The following is a 23,489-nucleotide window of genomic DNA, read 5'->3' as shown; positions in this document are numbered from 1 at the left end:
AAAAAGGCTAGCCGCCCCCACCGACAGCCCCGACCGCCCCGGCCACCGCAGCCGCGGTGGCCGCCCCTGCCCCGGGCTCACTCGACGGTCTGGCGGCCCTCCGGGCGGGCGCTGCACGAGCTGCGGAAGGAGCAGTGGTCGCAGTGGCGGCCGGCGGCGGGCGCGAACCGCTCGTCCAGCACCCGGCCCGCGGCAGTGGCCAGCAGGTCCCCGACCCACTCCCCGTCGAGCGGCTGCTGGGCCTGGACCTTGGGCACCGCCTCGCCGCCCTCGCGGATCGCGGCGCCCTGGCGGAGCTGGACGAGCTCGGCGCCGCCGGGCGGCGGGCGCACGCCGTCGAAGACCTCGTCGACGGCGCCCTCGCGGACGGCGAGCTGGTACACGGCGAGCTGGGGGTGGCGGGCGACCTCGTCCCGGGTCGGCGCGGACTTGCCGGTCTTGAAGTCGACGACGTACGCACGCCCCTGCGGGTCCGTCTCGACCCGGTCCATGGAGCCCCGGATGCGGACGGCGACGTCACCGGCCTCGAGTGTGACGTCGAACTCGTGCTCCGTGGCGACGGCCGCCCGGCCCCCGCGGTCGGTGGTGTGCCAGCGCAGGAAGCGCTCCAGGGCGGCGCGGGCGTTGTCCTTCTCCTGGCGGGACTTCCAGGGCGCGTCGAAGGCGAGGGCGTCCCACACCGAGTCGAGCCGTTCCATGAGGACGGCCAGATCGGCGGGGGTACGTCCGGAGGCGACCTCGTCGGCGAGGACGTGGACGACGTTGCCGAAGCCCTGGGCGGCCGTGGAGGGGGTGTCGGCCTTGACCTCGCGGCCGAGGAACCACTGGAGGGAGCAGGTGTTGGCGAGCTGCTCCAGGGCGCTGCCGGACAGGGCGACGGGCCGGTCCCGGTCGCGCAGCGGGACGCTGCTGCGGGTGGGCTCGTACAGGCCCCACCAGCGCTGCGGGTGCGCGGCGGGGACCAGGGGGCGGTCCTCGTCGTCGGTGAGCGCGGCGAGGCGGGCGAGGCGGCGGGCGGCCGCGTCGCGCAGGGCGGGCGAGGCGTCGGGGTCGACGGTGGTCGCGCGCAGCTCGGCGACGAGCGCGGCGACGGCGAGGGGGCGGCGGGGGCGGCCGGTGACGTCCCGCGGGGGGACGCCGAGCTCGGTGAGGAAGCGGGAGGGCTGGTCGCCGTCGTCGGCGGGGGCCTTGACGGCGGTGACGACGAGGCGGTCGCGGGCGCGGGTGGCGGCGACGTAGAAGAGCCGGCGCTCCTCGGCGAGCAGGGCGCCGGGGGTGAGGGGCTCGGCAAGACCGTCACGGCCGATGCGGTCGGCCTCCAGGAGGGAGCCGCGGCGGCGGAGGTCGGGCCACAGGCCCTCCTGGACGCCGGCGACGACGACGAGGGACCACTCCAGTCCCTTGGAGCGGTGGGCAGTCATCAGCCGGACGGCGTCGGAGCGGGTGGCACGGGCCGTCAACGTGTCGGCGGCGATGTCCTCCGCCTCCAGTTGTTCGAGGAAGTTGAGGGCGCCGCGGCCGCCGGTGCGCTCCTCGGCGCGGGCGGTGGTGTCGAAGAGGGCGCAGACGGCGTCGAGGTCGCGGTCGGCGTTGCGGCCGGCAGCGCCGCCGCGGCGGGCGCTGCGCTCCAGGCGCTGCGGCCAGGGGGTGCCGTCCCAGAGGACCCAGAGGGCCTCCTCGGCGGTGCCGCCGCCCTGGAGGAGCTCTCCGGCCTTGCGCAGGAGCAGGCCGAGGCGCTGCGCGCCGCGGGCGTAGGCAGGGTCGTGGGCGGTGAGCCGTTCCGGCTCGGCGAGGGCGCGGGCGAGCAGCACGTCGGAGGGCGCGGGCACCTTGATGCCCGCGGCGCGCTCCTCGTCGCGCAGGGCGCGGCCGAGCCGCCGCAGGTCGGCGGCGTCCATCCCACCGAGGGGGGAGGCGAGCAGGGTGAGGGCGGCCTCGACGGTGACGCCTCCGGCGGGGTCGGCCGTGCTCGCGAGGTCGGACCCCGGGCCCGCTTCGACGGCGTCGGGCTCGCCACCGGTGGGGTCCGCGTGGCTCGACCCCGGGCTCTCTGTGACGGCGTCGGGCTCGCCTCCGGCCGGGGATGTTTCCCGCCCACCCACCCCGACAGCGCGAGCGAGCTCGCCGGCCTGGTCGCCTCCGGCGGGGTCGCCGGCCGGCTCGGCGTCGGCAGAGCCGGGCTCGACCGCGTCGGGGTCGGTTCCCGAGGAGCCCGCGCCCGGCGCGGCCGCGGCGGCAGAGCCGGTGGGGGGCACGGGGCCCGTAGCCGGTTCGGCGGCGGTGGCTGCGGCGCGGAGGGCCGTCAGGAGGGGGGAGACCGCCGGTTCGTGGCGCAGCGGGGTGTCCGTGCCGTCCGTCTCGGCCGGGACTCCCGCCGAGATCAGGGCGCGGCGCATCGCCGGAAGGGTGCGGCCCCCGGCGCGGACCAGGACGGCCATGTCCTGCCACGGGACACCGTCCTCCAGGTGGGCCCGGCGCAGGATGTCGGCGATGTTGTCCAGCTCGGCGCCCGCCGTCGGGTACGTGAAGACCTCCACCCGCCCGCCGTCCCGCACCGGCGCGAGGTTGCGGTGAGCGCGGACCGCCTCGGCCGGCAGCCGCGGGACCGGCATCCGGGTGGTGAGGAGCCGGGTGGCGGCCAGCAGGGCCGCGCCGGAGCGGCGGCCGACGGTGAGGGCCTTGACCCGCGCGCCGGGGAAGGCCGACTCGAAGTCCAGGACGTTGTTGATGTCGGCGCCCCGGAAGGCGTAGATCGACTGGTCGGGGTCGCCGAAGGCGACCAGCGTGCCGCCCGGGCCGGTCAGCGCCCGCAGCAGCCGCAGCTGCGAGGCGTCCGTGTCCTGGTACTCGTCGATGAAGATCGCGTCGTACGCCGAGGCGAGGGACGGCGTGCGCTCGGCGAGGAGCACCGCCCGGTGCAGGAGCTCCGCGTAGTCCAGCGTGCCCTGCATGTCGAGGACGTCCAGGTACTCGGAGAGGAAGGCCGCCGCCGCCTTCCAGTCCGGGCGCCCTATGCGGTCGGCGAACGAGGAGAGGGCCTGCGGCCCGAGGCCCAGCTCGCGGGCGCGGGCGAGCACCGCCCGGACCTCGTCGGCGAACCCGCGCGTGGTCAGCGCGGCCCGCAGGTCGTCCGGCCAGCGGATGGAGCGGATCCGGCGCTGGCCCTCCAGGAGGGTGCGGACCATCACGTCCTGCTCGGGGCCGGACAGCAGCCGCAGCGGGTCGGCGAAGAGGTCGGTGTCCTGGTGGGCGCGGACCAGTCCGTAGCAGAAGGAGTGGAAGGTGGTGGCCTGCGGGGCGCGCGCTCCGCCGAGGCGCAGGGCGGCCCGGTCGCGCAGTTCCACCGCCGCCTTGCGACTGAAGGTGAGGATGAGGATCCGGGCGGGGTCGGTACCCGCTTCCACACGGGCGGTCACGGCCTCGACCAGCGTGGTCGTCTTCCCGGTGCCCGGCCCGGCGAGAACCAGGAGTGGTCCGCCGGTGTGGTCAACCACCGCCCGCTGCGCTGCGTCCAGCTCAGGGGGATCCACCCGTTCCGGCCCGGTGCGCACGAGGCGGTACGCGTCGGGGGTCCGCGTACGCCGCCGTTCGGTGCGGTCGGAGGAAGAGGTGATCACGTGGGGTGCCGGTCCTGGTGGGTCTGCGGGGTGGGGCGGTGCTGCCGTGACGGCTCGGGCGCGAGCCGGCGCGGAAGCCGAAGAGGCAACGCTACGGCAACCGGCCGACGCCGCGCAGTCCCCCCGGGTAGCCCGGACGGGCGTTCGGACCGTCGCCCGATCGCCCGCCCCGGCCCCGCATGGCCGAAGCTGTCAGGTGTGAGCCTCGTCGCGCATGCCGTCCTGTCCGCCATCCTGTCCGGGGGACCCGTCCCAGCGCGCCCGGCGCATGTCCAGGCGCGGCTCGCCGCCCGCCGTCAGGCGCAGCGGGGTGGCCTCGGTCCGGTAGTGCTCCAGGGCGCGCACCTCGTGGCCGGGCAGGGGCAGGCCGTCCGCCCGCACCACGCGCCACCAGGGCACGGCTCCCCCGTACAGGGCCATGACACGCCCGACCTGACGGGGTCCCGCCTCGCCCAGCCACTCGGCGACGTCCCCGTACGTCATCACCCGGCCGGGCGGAATACGCTCGGCCACCTCCAGCACGCGCTCCGCGTACGCGGGCAGCTCCTCACTCATTCGGCACATGGTGCAGCACATCGTCGGCGCTCGGGCGGAAGTCTCGCTTCCGCACCGGCGCGCACCCTGATGCCCCGCTGGCGTGTCGGTCCGTGCCACCATCTTCCGGGCGGTGACTGGTGATACGTGATCAAGAAGAGACGGAAGTGACGACGAAGGAGCAGGGTGTGAGCCCTCCGGACGGCGCGGCGACCGACGACGGCGCACGCCCTGACGACGGCCACGCCTCCCACCGCGAACCCGTCCCGGAGCCCCGTCCGGAGCCCCCGCGCCCCGACGGCCGAGGTGTCCGCGGCGACCGGGACGACCTGAGCGACCGGAGCGACCAGGACGACCGGGACGACCTGAGCGACCGGGACGACCGGGCCGGCGATGCCCTGGACGCCCGCGGCGCCGAGGTCTCGCACGGCCACGCCTCCTCGCCCGCCGACCGGGTCGAGGTCGACGAACCGCTGCTCGCCGCCCGCGTGCACCGGCCGTCCGACCTCGTACGCCTGCTCGTCGGCATCCTCGGCATCGCCGTCCTCCTCGCCATCGCCGCCTTCGCCCACGGCACCACGGTCGGCCTGGAGGAGGACATCAGCAAGGGCACCGGCCAGGCGCCCGCCCTGCTGATCAAGGTCGCCGCGCTGGTGTCCAGCATCGCGGTGCTGCTGCTGCCCGTCGCCTTCGCCATCGAGCGGCTGATCAAACGCGACGGCCTGCGCATCGCCGACGGCGTGCTCGCCGCCGTCCTCGCCCACGGTGTCACCCTCGCCACCGACCTGTGGGTCTCGCAGGCCGCCCCCGACACCATCCAGGACGCCCTCACCCGCCCCGCGGGCGGCGGGACCCTCACCGACCCGGTCCACGGCTACCTCGCGCCCGTCATCGCGTACATGACCGCGGTCGGCATGACCCGCAGACCCCACTGGCGCGTCGCGCTGTGGGTGGTCCTGCTGCTCAACGCCCTGGCCATGCTGGTCAACGGGTACACCACACCCTTCTCGATCGTCCTGACCGTGCTGATCGGCTGGAGCGTCGCCTACGGCACCCTCTACGCCGTCGGCTCGCCCAACGTGCGCCCCACCGGGCAGCACCTCCTCGCCGGACTGCGCCGGGTCGGCTTCCAGCCGGTCAGCGCGATGCGCGCCGAGATGCCGGAGGGCCCCGAGCCGTCCGAGGCCAACGACCGGGGGCGCCGCTACCACGTGACCCTCGAGGACGGGCCGCCGCTCGACGTCACGATCGTCGACCGCGAGCAGCAGGCTCACGGCTTCTTCTACCGGGTCTGGCGCCGGCTCACCCTGCGCGGCATCACCACCGGGCGCAGCCTGCAGTCGCTGCGCCAGGCGCTGGAGCAGGAGGCGCTCCTCGCCTACGCGGCCATCGCGGCCGGGGCGAACGCACCGAAGCTGATCGCCACGTCCGAGCTCGGTCCGGACGCGGTGATGCTCGTCTACGAGCACCTGGATGTCCGGGCCCTCGACGCGCTCTCCGACGAGGAGATCACCGACGAACTGATCCACACCACGTGGAAGCAGGTACGGGCCCTCCAGTCGCGGCGGATCGCGCACCGGCGGCTGACCGGTGACGCCCTGGTGGTGGATCGTTCCGGCAACGTCATCCTCACCGACCTGCGCGGCGGCGAGATCGCCGCGGGCGACCTCGTGCTCCGGATGGACATCGCACAGCTGCTGACCACGGTCGGCCTGCGGGTCGGCGCGGAGCGCGCGGTGGCCTCGGCCGTGTCGGTGCTCGGCCCGGATGCGGTGGCGGACTGCCTGCCGCTGCTCCAGCCGATCGCGCTGAGCCGTTCCACCCGGGCGACGCTGCGCAAGCTGGCCCGGGAGCGGGCCGAGCGGCAGCGGGAGGCCGTACTGGAGTCCTCGCGCGCGGCGAAGGCGGCGCGCGAGGCGGAATCCGCCCACTCCGCCACTCCTGTCTCCGCCTCGGCCGCCGCGGACCGCAAGGCCGAGAAGAAGGCCCTGGAGGACGCGCTGGACGGCGCGCGCGAGGAGGATCTGCTGACCCAGATCCGCCACCAGGTGCTGCTGATCCGCCCGCAGGCGCCGGTGGAGCCGGCCCGGCTGGAGCGGATCCGGCCGCGCACGCTGGTCTCGTTCATCGCGGGCGCGTTCGGTGCGTACTTCCTGCTCACGCAGCTCGCCCACGTGGACTTCGCGACGATCATCGGCGAGGCGCAGTGGGGCTGGGTCGGGGCGGCCCTCGCCTTCTCGGCGCTGACGTACTTCGCGGCGGCGATGAGCCTGCTGGGCTTCGTGCCGGAGCGGGTGCCGTTCCTGCGGACGGTGGTCGCGCAGGTGGCCGGGTCGTTCGTGAAGCTGGTGGCTCCGGCGGCCGTCGGCGGTGTCGCGCTGAACACGCGGTTCCTGCAGCGGGCGGGTGTCCGGCCGGGGCTGGCGGTCGCGAGCGTGGGCGCCTCCCAGCTGTTCGGGCTGGCCAGCCACATCGTGCTGCTGCTGTCGTTCGGTTATCTGACCGGGACCGAGAAGACCCCGGAGATGACCCCGTCCCGGGCCGTCATCGCGGGTCTGCTGACGGTGGCCGTGCTGGTGCTGGTGGTGACGGCGGTCCCGTTCATGCGGAAGTTCGTGGTGACACGGGTACGGGCACTGTTCGCCGGTGTGGTGCCGCGCATGCTGGACGTGCTGCAGCGGCCGAAGAAGCTGGTGACGGGCATCGGCGGCATGCTGCTGCTGACGGGTTGCTTCGTGATGTGCCTGGACGCGTCGATCCGCGCGTTCGGGGGCGGCGAGGCCATCAGCTACGCGAGCATCGCGGTGGTGTTCCTGGCGGGCAACGCGCTGGGGTCGGCGGCGCCGACACCGGGCGGTATGGGCGCGGTGGAGACCACGCTCACCCTCGGGCTGATCGCGGCGGGCCTGGAGAAGGAGGTCGCGATCTCGGCGGTGCTGCTGTTCCGCCTGATGACCTTCTGGCTGCCGGTGCTGCCGGGGTGGATCTCGTTCAACTTCCTGACCCGCAAGGAAGCCATCTAGGGGGTCGGGCGAGGGCCCCGCCGGCCGCGGCCCCCCGTTCGGGTCAGCGCGCGGGCGGGGTCGGCACGGGGCCCACAGGATGGGGACATGCCGACACACGCCTGGCGGGTCACCGCCGCCGCCACGCTCGCAGCCGGGCTGCTCGCCACGGCCGCCTGCTCCGACGACGGCGACGGGAAGAAGACGACGGCCGACGGCACACCGGAGGTCAAGCCTCTCAAGTGGGGTGACTGCGACGCCCCGACCGCCGCCCAGGGCGGTGGTCCGGCCCCGCCGAAGGACTGGCAGTGCGCCACCCTCGACGTCCCGCTCGACTACGCGAAGCCCGAGGGCGGGACGGTCCCGATCTCCCTGATCCGGGCCGAGGCGCGCGACCGGAAGAACCGGCTGGGCTCGCTGGTCTTCAACTTCGGCGGCCCCGGCGGGTCCGGGATCAGTACGCTGCCCGGCGCCGCCAAGGAGTACGAGGCCCTGCGCGCCCGGTACGACCTGGTCAGCTTCGACCCCCGCGGGGTGGGCGGCAGCGATCCCGTCCTGTGCGAGAGCGACAAGGAGCTGGACGCCTACCACAGCGAGGACTCCTCCCCCGAGACCCCGGAGGAGGAGAAGGCCTTCGTCGACAACATCAGGAAGTACCAGGAGGCCTGCGAGAAGAACTCCGGCAAGCTCCTCCCCCACGTCGGCACCGAGAACGCCGCCCGCGACCTGGACCGCATCCGCCAGGCGCTCGGCGACGAGAAGCTGAACTACTTCGGCATCTCCTACGGCACCGAACTGGGCGGGGTCTACGCCCACCTCTTCCCGAAGAACGTCGGCCGGGCCGTCTTCGACGCCGTCGTGGACCCGACCAAGACCGCCGAGCAGAGTGCGCTGGGCCAGGCCAAGGGCTTCCAGCTCGCGCTCGGCAACTTCGCCCAGGACTGCGTGGACCGCGGTGACGAGTGCCGGCTCCAGGGCAGCACGCCCAAGGAGATCGAGGACAGCATCATCGAGCTGCAGAAGTCGCTGGCCGCCAAGCCCATTCCGGGCACCGGCAACCGGATGCTCACCGAGAACCAGGCGACCAACGGCATCGCGCAGGCCCTGTACTCCCAGGAGCTGTGGCCGTTGCTGGAGCAGGGCATCGACGAGGCGCAGGGCGGTCAGGGCCAGCTGCTGATGGCCCTCTCGGACGCGCTCAACGGGCGTGACCAGCAAGGGCGTTACAGCAACATCGGCGCGGCCAACACGGCCATCAACTGCGTGGACGACAAGGAGCGCTACACCCTGGAGGAGACCAAGGCCAAGCTGGCGACCTTCCGGGCCGCCTCACCGGTCTTCGGGGACCTCCTGGGCTGGGCCATGATGTCCTGCACCGGCTGGCCGGTCGCCGGCACCTGGGAGACGCCCGACGTCTCCGCACCGGGCTCCGACCCGATCCTGGTGATCGGCAACACCGGTGACCCGGCCACCCCGTACGAGGGTGCGCGCAAGATGGTGGAGCGGCTCGGCCCGGGCGTGGGCGTGGAACTGACCTACAAGGGCGAGGGGCACGGCGCCTACAACAGCGGTGACCCGTGCGTGCAGACGGCCGTGAACACCTATCTGCTGGACGGGAAGACGCCGGCCGAGGGCACCGTCTGCACCGCGGTCGCGGACCCGACGGCGCCGCCCGGGACACAGCAGCCGCCGCAGCCGCCGCCGGCCGCCTGACCCGCAGGACGCCGAAGGGGCCGTACCCCACGCGCGTGGGGTACGGCCCCTTCGGACCACTGCTGCCGGGGCCGCCTAGTAGACCGGCTTCTCGGGCTCGATCTGGTGGACCCAGCCGATCACGCCGCCGCCGACGTGCACCGCGTCCGCGAAGCCCGCGGACTTCAGCACCGCGAGGACTTCCGCACTACGGACACCCGTCTTGCAATGCAGGACGATGCGCTTGTCCTGCGGCAGGTCCTGGAGGGCGGTGCCCATCAGGAACTCGCCCTTGGGGATCAGCTTCGCGCCGGGGATCGAGACGATCTCGTACTCGTTGATCTCGCGGACGTCGATGATCTCGATGGGCTCGTCGGTGTCGATCCACTCCTTGAGCTGCTTGGGAGTGATCGTCGAACCGGCGGCCGCCTCCTGGGCCTCCTCCGACACGACGCCGCAGAAGGCCTCGTAGTCGATGAGCTCGGTGACGGTCGCGTTGGGACCGCACACCGCGCAGTCGGGGTCCTTGCGGACCTTGACCTGGCGGTACTGCATCTCCAGGGCGTCGTAGATCATCAGACGGCCGACCAGCGGCTCGCCGACACCCGTGAGGACCTTGATGGCCTCGGTGACCTGGATGGACCCGATGGACGCGCAGAGCACGCCCAGCACGCCGCCCTCGGCGCAGCTCGGGACCATGCCCGGCGGGGGCGGCTCGGGGTAGAGGCAGCGGTAGCACGGGCCGTGCTCGGACCAGAAGACCGAGGCCTGGCCGTCGAAGCGGTAGATCGAGCCCCACACGTACGGCTTGTTCAGCAGCACGCAGGCGTCGTTGACGAGGTAGCGCGTGGCGAAGTTGTCCGTGCCGTCGACGATGAGGTCGTACTGGCTGAAGATCTCCATCACGTTCTCGGCCTCGAGCCGCTCTTCGTGAAGGACCACGTTCACGTACGGGTTGATGCCCAGCACGCTGTCGCGGGCCGACTCGGCCTTGGAACGGCCGATGTCCGCCTGGCTGTGGATGATCTGGCGCTGCAGGTTCGACTCGTCGACCTCGTCGAACTCCACGATGCCCAGCGTGCCGACACCGGCCGCGGCGAGGTACATGAGGGCGGGCGAGCCGAGACCGCCGGCACCCACGGCCAGCACCTTGGCGTTCTTCAGGCGCTTCTGGCCGTCCATCCCGACATCCGGGATGATCAGGTGCCGCGAATACCGACGGACCTCGTCAACGGTGAGCTCAGCTGCTGGCTCGACCAGCGGTGGCAGCGACACGGGCACTCCGGAGGTGGGAGCATCCCCGCAGGTGCAGGGAGCAAACTGATGGTTGTTCTCCCAGTAACACTGCCACGGCCGTCTTCATTCCAAGACACCTGTCCCGATCCTTGAGACAATTTCGTCCCAGTACGCGGGCATGGACGCCCACGGGTCGCTGCCGCGCACCCCGGGCCGGTCCGTGAACCAGATCGTGCCCGCTCCCTGCCAGCGGGCGATCCGCATCGCCTCCTCCAGGTGCGTGCGCGGCACCCCGTGGACGAGGTGGCAGAACCGCTCCGCCGGATGGTCCGCCGTCCACTCCGCCACCTGCGACCAGCGGTAGTCGGCCCAGGCCCCGGAGAAGGTGACCAGCTGGTCGGCGGTCTCCGCATAGCCCTCGTACGGGTGCGTGCCGTGCCCGAGCACGATCCGCAGGTCCTCGCCGAGGCTCCGCAGGGTGTCCACGACCCGGCTCACCGAGGCCAGTTCGGCCTTGCTCGCCGGGGCCCCGGCGAGATAGAAGCCGCCGACGCCGTACCAGTCGCGGAAGCGGTGGGCGTCGGAGATCAGCTCCCCGAAGGACCTCGATCCGTCTCGCATCGCGAGATGCCCGAGGATCATGCCGCCCGCCCGGCGCAGCTTCGCGGCCGCCTCCGTGCAGTGCGGGTCGGGCCGCCCTCCCGGGCCGTCCTTGACGTTGAGCACGGCCCAGTGCAGCGGGGTGCCGGGGCGGGTCAGCTCGGCCCACTCGACGGGGGCGAGCAGCGGGTGCCCGTAGCCGGGGATGCCGAGGCCGAGACGGCCGGCCTCGGTCGCGGCGGCGGTCAGGGCACCCGGAGGGGTCGTCAGATACGGCACGCCGCCTCCATCCAGATGTCCGCGAGGGACTCCTCCAGGTTGATCCGGGGCCGCCAGCCGAGCCGGTCCCGGGCGGTACGGACGTCCGCCTGCTGCCAGGCCCCGCAGCCGTCCGGGTAGGGGTACGGCTGGGGCGCCGCGGCGGCCATCTGCTCCGCGGTGGCCTCGGAGCGGGGGGAGCCGATGGTGGCGAGTCCGGCCGGGCGGCCGGGGTGTCCGTGGGCCTGCTGGGGTCCGCCGTGCGGGACGTCCAGCTCGTGCAGGGCGCCTCCGTACCCTGCGACCCGGGCGAGGACCGCGGCCGCGTCGCGCAGCCGGACGGCACGGCCGGTGCCGATGTTGACCACGCCCTGGGCGGCGGACAGGGAGGCGGCGTGCACGGCCCGCGCCACGTCCCGTACGTCCACGAAGTCGCGCTGCACGCCGAGCCCGCTGAGCTTCAGCTCGCCGTCGCCCGCCTGCATCGCGCGGCGCATGGCCTCGGCGAGCCGGCCGAGCGGGGATCCGGCGGGGGTGCCGGGGCCGACGGGCGAGAAGATCCGCAGGACGACGGCGTCCAGTCCGGAGCCGAGGACCAGTTCGGTGGCGGCGAGCTTGCTCACCCCGTACGGCCCACCCGGTCTCGGCACGGCGTCCTCGGCCGTGGACGATCCGGGCTGGCTGGGCCCGTATTCGGCGGCGCAGCCAAGCTGCACCAGCCGGGCCCCGCAGCCGCTGCGGCGCAGCGATTCGCAGATCGTCGCGACGGCGACGGTGTTGTGCCGGGTCAGTTCACGGGCCCCGCCCCGGGTGGCTCCGGCGCAGTTGATGACGACGCCGGGGTGGACTGCGTCGAGGAAGCGGGTGAGCGCCCCGGGGCTGCCGGTGGCGAGGTCGAAGCGGACGTCGGCGTCGTCGCCGCGGCCGAGCGCGGTGAGCTGGACGGCGGGGTCGGCGAGCAGCCGGTCGGCGACGTAGCGGCCGAGGTATCCGTTGGCTCCGATCAGCAGCACCCTCATCGCGTGACCCCTTGGTTGGTTGGCTGGCCGGTCATGTCTGTTTCTCCTTGCGGACGGGTGGACGGACGGGTGGGGCGGGGTACGGGTAAAGCGCCTCGGCGTCGGCTCCGAAGGTCTGGGGACGTCCCGGGGACGTCAGGGCCTCGCATGCGCGGATGCGCGGGACAGGGCGAGGACGGCGTGTACGAGGAGTCCGGCCGCGGCGGCGAGGGCCGCCTCCGGGACGGGCACCAGGGCGAGGGCGAGGGCGGCGCCGAGCGGTGCGCGGTGCGCGCCGTGCCGCAGCAGGAGCCGGGTCAGGAACAGCAGCAGGGCGAGCGGCACGGCCACCGGCAGCGGTGTCCCGGCGAGTGCGGCGGCCCCGGCCGCTGCCCCGGTGAACACGACGACGGCCGCCACCAGCAGCGGACGGGTCCGGTCGGCGAAGTCCTCCAGGGCGCGGCTCCCGTCGAGCCGGGCCCTGCCCCCGGCGGCGAAGGCGACGGCGGCCAGGTGCCCGGGGACCACGGCCAGCGCGAGGCCGACCGCGAGGGCGGTGCCGTGGCGGTACACGGCCCAGCCGGCGACGGCCGCGGCCAGCAGGTGCGCCGCGTAGGGGAACCGGCCCCCGGCGGCCCGCCCGGGCCACACCAGGGCGGCGGCGACGGCGGCCGCGGCGGCGGCCCCGGCCCACACCTGCCCGGCGGCGGCCGCGGAGCAGGCGAGGGCGGCGGGCAGCAGCGCGTAGCCGATGCCGCGGAAGGCGGCGGGGCCGGCCGGGACCAGGGCGGGCGCGGCCGCGGAGACCTCCTCGTGGGGGCTGCGCGCATACAGCTCCTCGGCGAGGGAGAAGACGTCCCGGTGCCGGAAGCGGGCGGCGGTGCGGTCGGTGATGCCGTGGGCCTCCAGCCCGGCGGCGATCTCCAGCGGGTCCACGGCCCGCTCGCACAGGTCCCGGTGACGGTGCAGCAGGGCCTTGACGGGATCCCCGGCGGCCTTGCGCCGGGCGGCGGAGGGGCCGGTGCCCGCGGCAGGGTTCCGGGCCGGACCGGCCGCCGCGCTCTCCGGCGGCGCCGGGGCCGAGATCTCGGGGTCGACGGTGGTCATACGCTCGCCTCCGGGGCGGGAGCCCACGTCGGGCTGGTCCAGTGGCCGGGCACCCGGGCCTCCGGGGGCCGGGCGAAGGGGATCCCGCCGTCCGGCCGCGCGGAGCCCTTGGCCAGCAGCCGCAGGTAGATCTCCTGGAAGGCGGCCACGTTCTGCTCGACGGTGAAGAGCTCCAGGGCCCGGGCCCGGGCGGCGGCGCCGAGCCGCTGCGCCCGCTCGGGGTCCTGCAGCAGCGACAGGCAGGCCTCGGCGAGCGCCCGGGGATTGCGGGGCGGGACCACGAGGCCGGTGCCGCCGATGACCTCGCAGACCGCGCCGACGTCGGTGGAGACGGTGGCGCGCCCGCAGAGCATCGCCTCGGCGAGGGTGACCGGGAAGCCCTCGATCACGGAGGACAGCACGACGACGCGCCCGGCGCCGTACGCCTCGGCCGTGGTGGGGGCGTCGGGTCCGCCGATCTCCTCGAAGGAGACCGGGTTCTCCCCCACGGTGACCGAGTCGGCGGCCTCGTCGGGGAACAACTGGGCCGCCAGGGAACGGCAGTCGGTCAGGTAGCCGGGGGCCACGGCGGTGGCGAAGATCCGCAGCCGGGTGCCGGGCGCGGCCCGGCGGACCTCGGCGAAGGCGTGCAGCAGCGCGATGAGGTCCTTGGCGGGCTCCACCCGGCCGACCCACACCAGCGTGTCGGGGTCCCCGCAGTCCGCGGCCTCCCCGACGGTGGCGAATCGGTCCGCCTCCATCCCGGGATAGACGGTCCGCAGCCGTTCCCGGGTGGCCCCGCACCGCTCCTGCCAGCGCCGGGCGTGCGCGTTCCCGGGGGTCAGGAAGTCGGCCCGGGCGTAGATCTCGGTGGCCAGCCGCAGGTGGAAGGCCGCGAGCAGGGCCCGTACGGCGGGGCGGGTCTCCGGCTCGCTCCGGGTGTCGAGCTGGGCCAGGTAGTGGGCCCGCAGCTGCACCCCGTACTCGGTGACCAGGAGCGGGACCCCGAAGAAGCGTTTGGCCAGGAGTCCGGGGAGCGCTGCCACCCCGCCCGCGGCCGCGTGGCAGATGTCGGCCTCGCCGAGGCCACCGGGCTCGGAGTTCTCCTCGTACCAGTCGAGGGACAACGGCCGCAGCATGACTTCCAGTTCGTCGACGAACTCCAGCAGGTCGGTCACCTGCGCCGTCCGTACGGTCCGTGCGGCGCCGGGCGCCCGGCAGGCGGACTCCAGGGCCCGCACGGCGGACTCGGAGCGCAGGGCCGCGTACATCCCGCCCTGTTCGCGGGCGAGTCCGGCGAGCCCGTACAGGCCGGCGGCGAAGGGCTCCGGCTCACCGGCGCAGATCCCGTGGACCAGCTCCTTGAAGCAGTCCACGAACCGGCGGCGTTCACGCCGGGAGTAGCTGCGCCCGTCGTCGGCGGGGGCCCACAGGGGGGCCGTCCGGACCCGGACGGCGTTCTCGGGCAGTGGCACCCGGGTGCGCTCCTGCTCGGCGCTGCGGCTCAGTGCGTAGATCTCGAACTCGTGCTGCGGGAGCCCGCGCACGAGCCGGTCGCACCACAGCCTCGCCTCTCCCGTCGCATACGGATAACCACCTTCCGTGAGCAGTCCGATCCGCACGAGTGGCACCCCCGATCTCCCGTTCAGGCGGTCGCCGTTCGGTCAGGCGACCCGCCGCGGGAGAACTCAAGCGGATATGCCGAAGGCGCGACGGACGGTTGTCCGTCGCGCCACCGGAAGGGGTGAAGAGTCGTAACTTTCCCGTACGGTTCGCGTTCGAGCACGCTAGAAGTACAGCCTCGGAACGGGGCCGGACCGCAGCGGGCCCACCGGAAGCCCGGCTACGCGAAGACCTCCTGCCGCGTCCTGCGGCGATCGGCGGCCCGCCCGGGATCCAGGGCCGGCACGGCGGCCAGCAGCTGCCGGGTGTAGGCGTGGGCCGGGCGGTCGTAGACCTGGTCGACCGGGCCCTCCTCGACGATCTCGCCGGCCCGCATGACGGCCACCCGGTCGCTGACCTGCCGGACCACCGCCAGGTCGTGCGCGATGAAGACCAGGGCGATGCCGAGCTCCCGCTGGAGCTCCGCGAGCAGGGCGGTGACCTGCGCCTGGGTGGTCACGTCGAGGGCGGAGACCGGCTCGTCGCAGACGATCAGCCGGGGCCGCGGCGCCAGCGCCCGTGCGATGCCCACCCGCTGGCGCTGGCCGCCGCTGAACTCGTGCGGGTAGCGGTCGTAGTGCTCGGCCTCCAGCCCGACGCGCAGCAGCAGCTCCTCCACCCGGGCCCGTACGGCCGCCTCGTTCCGTTCCCCGGCGGCGCGCAACGGGTCGGCGATGGACTCGCCGATGGAGCGGCGCGGGTTGAGGGAGGACACGGGGTCCTGGAACACCATTTGCACACCGCTCGCGACGCCGGTGACCTCGGCGCCGTCGCGGCGCAGCTGCCCGGAGCCGGGCTCCAGGAGGCCGACGAGCATCCTCCCGAGCGTGCTCTTGCCGGAGCCGCTCTCGCCGACGATCCCCAGCGTCTCCCCGGCGTGCACGGCGAGGGACACCCCGGCGACGGCTGTGACCCTGCGCCGCCCCCGCCCGAACTCCCGTCGCAACGCGAAGGCCTCGACAACGGGCGCCCCTTCCCCGGCCGGCGGCACCTCCGGCCCCGTCGGCGTTCGAGGCTCGGGGTCCGGGGCGGATCCCCGGGAACGGCGCGGCCCGTCCAGCCTCGGCACCGCCGCCAGCAGGGCCCGCGTGTACGCCTCCACCGGTGCGGCCAGGACGGAAGCCACCGCCCCCCGCTCGACGGCGCCGCCACCCCGCATGACCAGCACCTCGTCCACGCTCTCCGCCGCCACCCCCACGTCATGGGTGACCAGCAGCAGCCCGAGCCCGCGCTCCTCGCGCAGCCCGTGCAGCAGGTCGAGGATCTGGGCCTGGACGGTGACGTCCAGTGCGGTGGTCGGCTCGTCGGCGATCAGCAGCCGCGGCTCGCAGGCCAGCGCCATCGCGATGAGGGCCCGTTGCCGCATGCCGCCGCTGAACTCGTGCGGCCTGGCGCGGGAGCGGCGTACCGCGTCCGGGATGCCCACCCGGTCGAGCACCTCGACGGCCCGGGCCCGGGCGGCCCGCCGGGAGACGTCCGCGTGGATCCGGTGGACCTCGGCGATCTGGTCGCCGATGGCGTAGTACGGGTCCAGGGCGCTCAGCGGGTCCTGGAAGACCATGGCGGCGGTCCCGCCGCGCAGCCGGCGCAGTTCGGCCGCCGACGCGGTGGCCACGTCGGTGCCGCCCACCCGGACGGTTCCGCCGAGGCGGGCGCCCGTACCGCGGTGCAGTCCGAGCAGGGCGGTGGCCACGGTGGACTTGCCGCTGCCGGACTCGCCCACGATGCCCAGGGCCCGGCCGGCCTCCAGGGTGAAGGAGACCCCGTCCACGGCCCGTACGTGCTCCCCCGCCCCGCCGACCGGGAATTCGACGACGAGGTCGGTGACCTCCACCAGCGAGTGCGTCATGCGAGGGTCACCCTTCGGTCCGCGGCGGCGTACAGCAGGTCGGCGATCGCGCCCGCGAGGACCACGGCCGTGCCGATCGTGAGGACGACGCCCACCACGACCGGCAGGTCCACGACGCGCACCCCGTCGATGAGGGTCTTGCCGAGGCCGGGGATCCCGAACAGCGACTCCGTCAGCACGGCGCCGCCGATCATCGTGCCGAAGTCCACGGCGCTGAGCGCGATCACGGGGGCCACGGCGCCGCGCACCGCGTGCCGGGTGACGACGGCCCGCTCCCCCACCCCGTAGGCGCGGAAGGTGCGGATGTGGTCCTCGGCGAGCGTCTCCAGGGTCGAACTGCGGGTGAGACGGGCGTACTTGGCGCTCTCGAAGAAGCCGAGGGTGACCCACGGCAGGAGCAGGTTCCAGGCCCACTGCTCGGGGTCCTCGCTCAGCGGCACGTACGTCGGGAAGGGCAGCCACTGGAGGTGGGCGCAGACGGTCATGAGCAGCAGCAGCCCCAGGATGAAGACGGGGGTGCCGGTCCCGGCGAGCGTGAGGACGGTCAGCGCCCGTTCGGTGATGCCGCCGCGGCGCAGCGCGGACAGCAGCCCGGTGCCGACGCCGACGACCAGCCAGATCACCAGCGCGCCCAGCGCCAGCGACAGGGTGGCGGGCAGTCGGTCCAGGATGAGCTCGGTGACCTGCTGGTCGTTCTGGTACGAGAATCCCAGGCAGGGCGCGTCGCAGTGCAGGACGAGCCCGGCTCCGCCGGAGTGGTCGCGGCCTGCCAGCAGCCCCTGGAGGAAGTGCAGGTACTGGGTGGGGGCGGAATCGTTCAGCCCGAGCTGTTCGCGGACCTGGGCGATCTGCGCCGGGTTGCAGCGCTCCCCGCAGGCGAGGCGGGCGGGGTCGCCGGGGGCGAGGTAGAAGAGGGCGTAGACGATGACGGACAGGGTGAGCAGCACGAGGAGTGCGCCGCCGGTCCGTTTGAGCACGAAGAGGGTCACGCCCTGCGCTCCTTGTCGGTGCCGACCCGCAGGCGGGAGCCTTCGCGCGGGTCGAGGGCCGTGCGGACGGCGTCGCCGAGCACGGTGAAGGCGAGCACGGTGACGAACAGCAGCCCGGCGGGGAGCAGGACGTAGGCCGGGTCGGCGCGGAACCAGGTCTGTGCGCCGGCGAGCATCTGCCCCCAGGAGGGCGTGGGCGGCTTCACGCCGACGCCGAGGAAGGACAGCGAGGCCTCGGCGACGATGGCGGTGGGCACCTTGATCGCGGCGTAGGTGATGACGGGCGCGGCCAGCGAGGGCAGCAGCTCGCGGCGGGCGACGGCCACCGGTCCCCTGCCCGAGAGGCGGGCGGCGTCGACGAAGTCGAGGCCGCGCAGGGCGAGGGCCTGGGCGCGCACCATCCGGGCGGTGCCGCCCCAGTCGAGCAGTCCGATGACGAGGATCAGCAGCAGCGGCCGCGGGAAGTCGGGCGGGACGACCGCGGTGAGGGCGATACCGATCACCAGCATCGGCAGCGCGATCATCACGTCGGTGAACCGGCCGATGAGCTGGCCCGCGAGGCGGCCGCCGAGCGCGGCGGCGAGTCCGACGCCCACGCCGACGAGCGTCTGGACGACGACGGCCCCGAGGGCGACGAGCAGCGAGATGCGGGCGCCGTGAAGGAGCCGGGTCAGCAGGTCGCGGCCGGTGCCCGGTTCCACGCCGAGCCAGTGGTCGGCGGAGATCCCGCCGAAGGAGCCGAGCGGGACCCCGCCGCGCGCGGAGTCGACGAGGTCGTCGTGGTAGGTGTTCGGGTCCTGGCCGGTGAGCTGCGCGAGCAGCGGCGCGGCGAGGGCGAGGAGGACGAGCAGGGCGAGCACCCCGGCGGCCACGAGGGCCGCCGGCCGGCGGCGCACGCGCCGCCAGACCTGGCGCGCGGTGCCCGCGCCCGGGGCGATCGCCCCGGACGCGGGCACCGGCAGGTCGGGTGCCGGCTGCTTCAGGGCGACGCTCACTTGACGGAGACCTGCGAGACGTCGAGGACGCCGGTCCAGTCGCTGATGACGACGTTCTTGACGTCCTTGCCGACGAGTCGCTTGTAGACCGGGTGGAAGAGCGGCACGGCCAGGGCCTGCTCGCCGATCTTCTTGTCGAGTGCTCCCCAGCGCTTGCCGGCGGCCGCGAGGTCGGTCAGCTTGGCGATCTCGTCGATCTCGGCGTTCACGGCCGGGTCGTTGAGCTGCGCGTGGTTGTAGTTGGAGCCGCTGGTCACGATCTGCCGGCCGTCGAAGATCGGCGCGAGGAAGGGGGCGCCGGAGGGCCAGTCGGCGCCCCAGCGGGAGAGGAAGAAGCCGGGGGTGTTCTTGACGTCCCAGCGCTTCTCGTTGAAGGCGTTGTTCTCCAGGCCCTCCAGCTTGACGGTGATCCCGGCGGCGGCGAGCGCCTGCTGCACGGCGGTGGCGACCTCGGGGCTGGTCTGGCGGTTCTGCGCGGTGGAGTGGGTCAGGGTGACGGTGACGCCGTCGGGGAAGCCCGCCTCCGCCAGCAGCTGCTTGGCCTTGGCCGGGTCGCCGGTCTTCCCCGCCGGGAAGTGGTCGTAGGGGGTGAAGCCGAAGGCCTCGCGCTCGGGCAGGAAGGTGGTGGCCGGTTCGGCCAGCGCGGATCCTCCGGCGGCGTTGACGACGCTGGTGCGGTTGATGGCGTAGGAGATGGCCTGGCGCACCTTCGGGTTGTCGAAGGGGGCCACCTTCGGGTTGAAGGCCAGATAGTTGACGTAGCCGAAGTGGCCGGTGCCGACGCGTCCGGCGAGCTCGTTCTTGTCGGCGGAGTCCCCGATCCGGGCGAGCTCGGCCGGGCCGAGGTTGGTGTCGGTGGTGACGGCGGCGGCGTCGGGACCGGAGCTGGTGGTCAGTCTCTGGTTGATGACGGCCGCGTCCAGGCCGGAGCGGACGTCGATCCTGTCCGGGTAGGCCTTGCGCTCCTCGTCGGTCTTCTCGTCCCAGTGCTCGTTGCGCTCCAGGGTGAGGTGCTCGCCGTCGTTGTCGTTCTTGACGACCTTGTACGGGCCGGAGGAGACGGGGTGTTCCTCGTACGTGACCCCGGTGTCCTTGGCCCTGGGGACGGGTGCGAACTGCGTCTGCGTGGCGACGAAGGGGAATTCGCCCTCGGGCTTGCGGAGTTTGAAGACGATCGTCTTCGCGTCGGGTACGAGGATCGAGTCGAGGCCCTTGCCGCCGTCCTTGTAGGGGCCCTCGTAGCTCTCCCCGCCGACCAGCCAGTCCCGCAGGTACGGGGCTCCGCCCGACAGCTCGGCGGCGAAGGACCGTTCGATGCCGTACTTGATGTCGGCGGTGGTGATCGGGGAGCCGTCCTCGTACTTCAGCCCGTCCTTGAGCGTGTACGTCCACTCGGTGGCGTCGGCGTTGGGCTTTCCGGTGTCGGTGGCCAGGTCGGGCACGACCTTGGTGCCGGCCGGGCCGTCCTCGCGGTTGCGGGTGGTCAGGGTGCGGAAGACCAGCGAGGGAACGTTTCCGCCGCCCGAGGTGTAGAGCCGGGCCGGGTCGAAGTCGCTCTGCGGCTCGGAGTTGAGGACGCTCAGGGTGCCGCCCTTCTGCGGCGCACCCCCGGCGGCGCCCGGCTTGGCGCCCGAACCGGCCTTGTCCGCACCGTCCTTGGGCCCGCAGGCCGCGGCGCCCCCGGCCAGGACGAGGCTGACGGTGACGGCGGCCACGCGGCGCGCTGTGAGATGACGGGCAGGTCCGGCGGAAGACATGGGTGTGTTGACCTCTCGGCGTGAAGGAAGGGCGGAAGGGCCACGCGAGGGGCAGCGGTCGACGACGGTGCCGGATCCGGCACCGGAGCATGAGAAAGCCGCGCCTGCGGGCGTACGTACACCCGGGCGCGGCGAAGGAACTCGAAAAGGGTCGCGGCGCTTGCGGGCAGGCTCAGCGACAGAGGATGTCGGCCACGCTGTGCGCGGTCACACCAAGCAGCGCCAGCTCAATGGCGGCGCTCGCGGTCATGGTGTGGTGGTGCGACATGCGGAGAACGATTGCCGATGATCGGACGGATTGTCAACGCGGGTCCCCGCCCGGCCGGCGGGCGGGGACCCGGCCGCGCTGGTCAACTACCGGGGTGCACCCACGGGTTGGCCTTGCACTGGACTCCGTTGATGTCGAGGGACTTGGTCTGCTGCTGCATGATCGGCGCGAGCGCGCCCGGCGTGCGGCAGTTCACGTGCCCGTGTCCGAGCCGGTGGCCGACCTCGTGGTTGATGAGCATCTGCCGGTAGGCGAACATCTGGTCCGGTCCGTACGTCGCGGAGCCCTGCGCCCACCGGAACGCGTTGATCATCACGCGCTCGGTCGAGGCGGAGTCGCAGGAGACGTTGTCGACGGTGGTGTCCAGGTCGGACTTGGCGCACCAGACCCCGGTGGTCCCGGGACTGGCCAGGGTGATCACGAAATCGGCCTCGCCGCCCGGTACCCGCTCGAAGGTCATGGCACCCCCGTGGGCCCAGCTGCGCGGGTCGTTGAGGGTGCGGTGGACGGCCTCGGCGAAGAGCTGCGGGTCCAGGCCCAGGCCCTGCTCGGTGTCGACCCGGTAGCGCACCAGCTTGCCCTTGCCGGGGGCCTTGGCCACACCGGGCACGGTGTCGAAGGTCCCGGGACCGGCGAGCTTCGCGTCGATCGGCAGCTGCTCCGCCATCTTCTGCTCGTACGTCAGCTCCGGCGGGGGCGCGACGGCGGACGGCGCCGCGGGCCCGGCCGGCACGGCGGCCTGCGGCGGCGTCGGACGGTCGTCCGAGCGGGAGGCGGCCTCGCCGGTACGGCTGTCGCCGGAGGCGGGCTGCGCGCCGATCCGGGCGCCGTCGCCCTCGGTGATGACCTGGCCCGCGACGACCACGGCGAGGACGGTGGTGACGGCCGCGGCGGCCATGCCGGTGTACGTACGGACCTTCGAGCCGCGGCTGGAGCCGGGCGCCTCCTCGTCGGCGCCGGCGGACCCCGAGGGACCGTCCGGCCCGGCCGGTCCTTCGGGAAGGACGGGACCTACTGGACCGACGGGATCGACGGGCCTGCGCGGCCCGGGCACGCGGCGGTGGGACCCGGTGGACGTGACGGGGTCGGGGCCGGCCGCCGGCACGGGGCCGGAGGCGTACGGCGGTGTCGGGCCGACCTGCGGGAACCCCACCGCGGGGGTGCCGTAGGCCGGGGTGCCGGAGTCCAGGAAGTCGGCGGGCGGCCCGCCGGCGTTGGCGCCGTAGGGGCGCCGCACCCCGTGCCAGTCCCCGTACACGGCGTCGGGGCCGGTCCCCCAGGCGCCGCCGGACTCGTACTGCTGGGGGTGCCCCCCGGTCCGCGCGTCGGCGAAGGACCGGTCCTGTGCCGACGCGTACCCGTCGTGGGTGACGGTCGGTTCGGGCCAGTAGGCGGCGGGCGGTTCCTCGTACGGCAGCGGCTCGGGCTCCGGCTGCGGCCGCGCGGGGGCCGGAGCGGGCGCCGGAGCGGAGGCCTTGCGACTATGTCGTCCCACGGTCCTCAGCCTCTGCCGTCTTCGGTATATCGGTCACTCTCGCCCGTCCCGGTGTCGCTCAACAGCTCCCGGAAGGCGGCGGCAACCACCTCGGGGTACTCCATCATCGCCACGTGTCCGGCCTCGGGCAGACACAGCAGCCGCGAACCCCGGTACGCCGAGGCCGCCTTGTGCGCCAAGCGGTACGAGACCAATTGGTCCCGGCCACCGTAGACCAGGAGGGAGGGTGCGAGAACCCGCTGCGCCTGCCGCCACAGTCCGTGCTGGCCGCCGAGGGTATAGGCATCGACGATGCCGCGCGAGGACCGGGTCATCGCGTCCCAGAAGTACGGCAGGGCCATCCGCCGCTCCATCTCCTCGACGGCGTTGCGGAATCCCTCGGGCGTCACCCGGGAGGGGTCTCCGTAGCAGAGGGCCGTCACCCCCCGGGTGCGCTGCTCGGCGCTGAGCCCCTGCGTCATCCGGCTGAAGAGTGCGGCCACCCCGGGCACGGCGAGCAGCGCGGTCGGCACGGCCGACCTCTGCACGCGCAGTTCGGGCAGGGCGGGCGAGACCAGGGTCAGGGTGCGTACGAGGTCGGGCCGGACGGCCGCGACGCGGGTGGAGACGGCGCCGCCGAGGGAGTTCCCGAAGAGGTGGACCGGGCCGCGGCCCGCGGCGTCGAGGTGCCGGATGACGGCGCGTGCGAAGGCGGTGACGGAGTAGTTTCGGTCGGCGGGCGGCGGGGACCAGCCGAAGCCCGGCAGGTCCAGGGCCTCGCCGTCGACGGTGCCGGCCAGCTGCTCCATGAGGGCCGACCAGTTCTGGGAGGAACCGCCGAGTCCGTGCACGAAAAGCGCGGGCGCAAGGCCCGTGCGCAGGGGTGGGCGGTCCCGGACGGCCAGCTCCAGCCCGGGCAGCGCGACGGTGCGCAGCTGCTCCCCTTCGGCCAGCCGAACGGCTCCCACCTGGGAGGACGGCTCGGCGGTGGAGCGTACGCCAGGCAGCTCGGTCGAAGACATGCGGGCAATGTTACGAGACGATCACGCTCCTCCTCTTGTGTTCGCCGTCACAGACACGGGCCGGATCCCTATAGCGGTGCATCCGCGATCCTCCTAGGCTCGTAAGTGAGCACAAGGAAGCGAGGGGAGCGGCATGACTGTCGACCCTGCGGAGCCGGACACCTTCCGGGAGCAGTTTCCGGAATCCCTCGATCCTGAGGCGCCCGAGGCGGATGTGGCGGAGCAGCTGGCCGATCTCCGGCCGGACGAGGACGACCCGATCACCGATCGCACGGCGGGCGAGGCCACGGACGGCGATGCCGTCGAGCAGGCGCGGGTGGTCCCGCTGGACGAGGACGACTACCGCTGACCCGCAGCCGGCCGACCGCCGGTCAAACCGCTGATCAAACCGCTGACCAGCGCCTCCGGGCCGTCCGTACCGCGAGAAAAGTCGGCTTGAACCCTCCAGAT

At 73.7% G+C, this 23,489-nt stretch carries 17 protein-coding genes; 3 read left to right on the top strand and 14 right to left on the bottom strand.

Features of this window, described 5'->3' with window-relative positions; all coding sequences use genetic code 11:
- Window positions 1-77: 77 nt before the first annotated feature.
- Window positions 78-3,617 (bottom strand): ATP-dependent helicase, encoded by a 3,540-nt coding sequence (locus OG753_RS27485; protein ID WP_405790511.1) that lies wholly within the window; start codon window positions 3,615-3,617, stop codon window positions 78-80.
- Between the two features lie 192 nt (window positions 3,618-3,809).
- Window positions 3,810-4,172 carry an MGMT family protein gene (locus tag OG753_RS27480; RefSeq protein WP_383199221.1) on the bottom strand — a complete coding sequence of 121 codons (363 nt, stop codon included), beginning with the start codon at window positions 4,170-4,172 and terminating at the stop codon, window positions 3,810-3,812.
- A gap of 167 nt (window positions 4,173-4,339) precedes the next feature.
- On the opposite strand from OG753_RS27480, the gene OG753_RS27475 reads away from it, so the two are divergent.
- Together OG753_RS27475 and OG753_RS27470 are read left to right on the top strand one after the other, a co-directional pair.
- The gene (locus OG753_RS27475; protein ID WP_405790509.1) at window positions 4,340-7,174 is read left to right on the top strand and encodes a YbhN family protein; all 2,835 of its coding nucleotides are present in this window, start codon (window positions 4,340-4,342) and stop codon (window positions 7,172-7,174) included.
- A gap of 87 nt (window positions 7,175-7,261) precedes the next feature.
- Window positions 7,262-8,866 carry an alpha/beta hydrolase gene (locus OG753_RS27470; protein WP_327264323.1) on the top strand — a complete coding sequence of 535 codons (1,605 nt, stop codon included), beginning with the start codon at window positions 7,262-7,264 and terminating at the stop codon, window positions 8,864-8,866.
- Window positions 8,867-8,941: 75 nt separating this feature from the next.
- Here OG753_RS27470 and moeZ read toward each other — a convergent pair whose 3' ends face one another.
- The 12 genes from moeZ to OG753_RS27410 all read right to left on the bottom strand — a co-directional run bounded on the left by moeZ (window position 8,942) and on the right by OG753_RS27410 (window position 23,039).
- On the bottom strand, window positions 8,942-10,120 hold the full coding sequence (moeZ, locus tag OG753_RS27465; protein ID WP_030011110.1) for an adenylyltransferase/sulfurtransferase MoeZ: 1,179 nt from the start codon (window positions 10,118-10,120) through the stop codon (window positions 8,942-8,944).
- A gap of 84 nt (window positions 10,121-10,204) precedes the next feature.
- Window positions 10,205-10,960 (bottom strand): spherulation-specific family 4 protein, encoded by a 756-nt coding sequence (locus tag OG753_RS27460; protein ID WP_405790508.1) that lies wholly within the window; start codon window positions 10,958-10,960, stop codon window positions 10,205-10,207.
- Window positions 10,948-11,958 (bottom strand): NAD-dependent epimerase/dehydratase, encoded by a 1,011-nt coding sequence (locus OG753_RS27455; RefSeq protein WP_033218566.1) that lies wholly within the window; start codon window positions 11,956-11,958, stop codon window positions 10,948-10,950. Before OG753_RS27455 ends, OG753_RS27460 begins: the two co-directional genes overlap by 13 nt.
- A 135-nt stretch (window positions 11,959-12,093) precedes the next feature.
- Window positions 12,094-13,044 carry a hypothetical protein gene (locus OG753_RS27450; RefSeq protein WP_405790507.1) on the bottom strand — a complete coding sequence of 317 codons (951 nt, stop codon included), beginning with the start codon at window positions 13,042-13,044 and terminating at the stop codon, window positions 12,094-12,096.
- Complete coding sequence (gene pelF, locus OG753_RS27445) at window positions 13,041-14,645, bottom strand: GT4 family glycosyltransferase PelF (protein ID WP_405792826.1); 1,605 nt, start codon at window positions 14,643-14,645, stop codon at window positions 13,041-13,043. Before pelF ends, OG753_RS27450 begins: the two co-directional genes overlap by 4 nt.
- A gap of 221 nt (window positions 14,646-14,866) precedes the next feature.
- Window positions 14,867-16,534, bottom strand: coding sequence for an ABC transporter ATP-binding protein (locus OG753_RS27440; protein WP_327264320.1), 1,668 nt, complete (start codon window positions 16,532-16,534; stop codon window positions 14,867-14,869).
- Window positions 16,531-17,523 (bottom strand): ABC transporter permease, encoded by a 993-nt coding sequence (locus OG753_RS27435; RefSeq protein WP_327264319.1) that lies wholly within the window; start codon window positions 17,521-17,523, stop codon window positions 16,531-16,533. Before OG753_RS27435 ends, OG753_RS27440 begins: the two co-directional genes overlap by 4 nt.
- The gene (locus OG753_RS27430) at window positions 17,520-18,518 is read right to left on the bottom strand and encodes an ABC transporter permease (protein ID WP_405790506.1); all 999 of its coding nucleotides are present in this window, start codon (window positions 18,516-18,518) and stop codon (window positions 17,520-17,522) included. The genes OG753_RS27435 and OG753_RS27430 overlap by 4 nt, the downstream gene beginning before the upstream one ends.
- The gene (locus OG753_RS27425) at window positions 18,515-20,275 is read right to left on the bottom strand and encodes an ABC transporter substrate-binding protein (protein WP_405790504.1); all 1,761 of its coding nucleotides are present in this window, start codon (window positions 20,273-20,275) and stop codon (window positions 18,515-18,517) included. Before OG753_RS27425 ends, OG753_RS27430 begins: the two co-directional genes overlap by 4 nt.
- A gap of 172 nt (window positions 20,276-20,447) precedes the next feature.
- Complete coding sequence (locus tag OG753_RS27420; protein WP_323185344.1) at window positions 20,448-20,543, bottom strand: Ms4533A family Cys-rich leader peptide; 96 nt, start codon at window positions 20,541-20,543, stop codon at window positions 20,448-20,450.
- A gap of 82 nt (window positions 20,544-20,625) precedes the next feature.
- Window positions 20,626-22,038: a DUF3152 domain-containing protein gene (locus tag OG753_RS27415; protein WP_405790502.1), complete on the bottom strand. Its 1,413-nt coding sequence runs from the start codon at window positions 22,036-22,038 to the stop codon at window positions 20,626-20,628.
- 5 nt (window positions 22,039-22,043) lie between these two features.
- Complete coding sequence (locus OG753_RS27410; RefSeq protein WP_405790500.1) at window positions 22,044-23,039, bottom strand: alpha/beta fold hydrolase; 996 nt, start codon at window positions 23,037-23,039, stop codon at window positions 22,044-22,046.
- Between the two features lie 133 nt (window positions 23,040-23,172).
- Between OG753_RS27410 and OG753_RS27405 the strand changes: the two genes are divergently transcribed.
- Window positions 23,173-23,388, top strand: coding sequence for a hypothetical protein (locus tag OG753_RS27405; protein ID WP_327264315.1), 216 nt, complete (start codon window positions 23,173-23,175; stop codon window positions 23,386-23,388).
- The last annotated feature ends 101 nt before the right edge of the window (window positions 23,389-23,489 follow it).

The organism is Streptomyces sp. NBC_00029, from assembly GCF_045160505.1.
In the GTDB taxonomy this organism is placed as follows: domain Bacteria; phylum Actinomycetota; class Actinomycetes; order Streptomycetales; family Streptomycetaceae; genus Streptomyces.
This window is presented reverse-complemented; position numbering and strand designations above follow the sequence as displayed.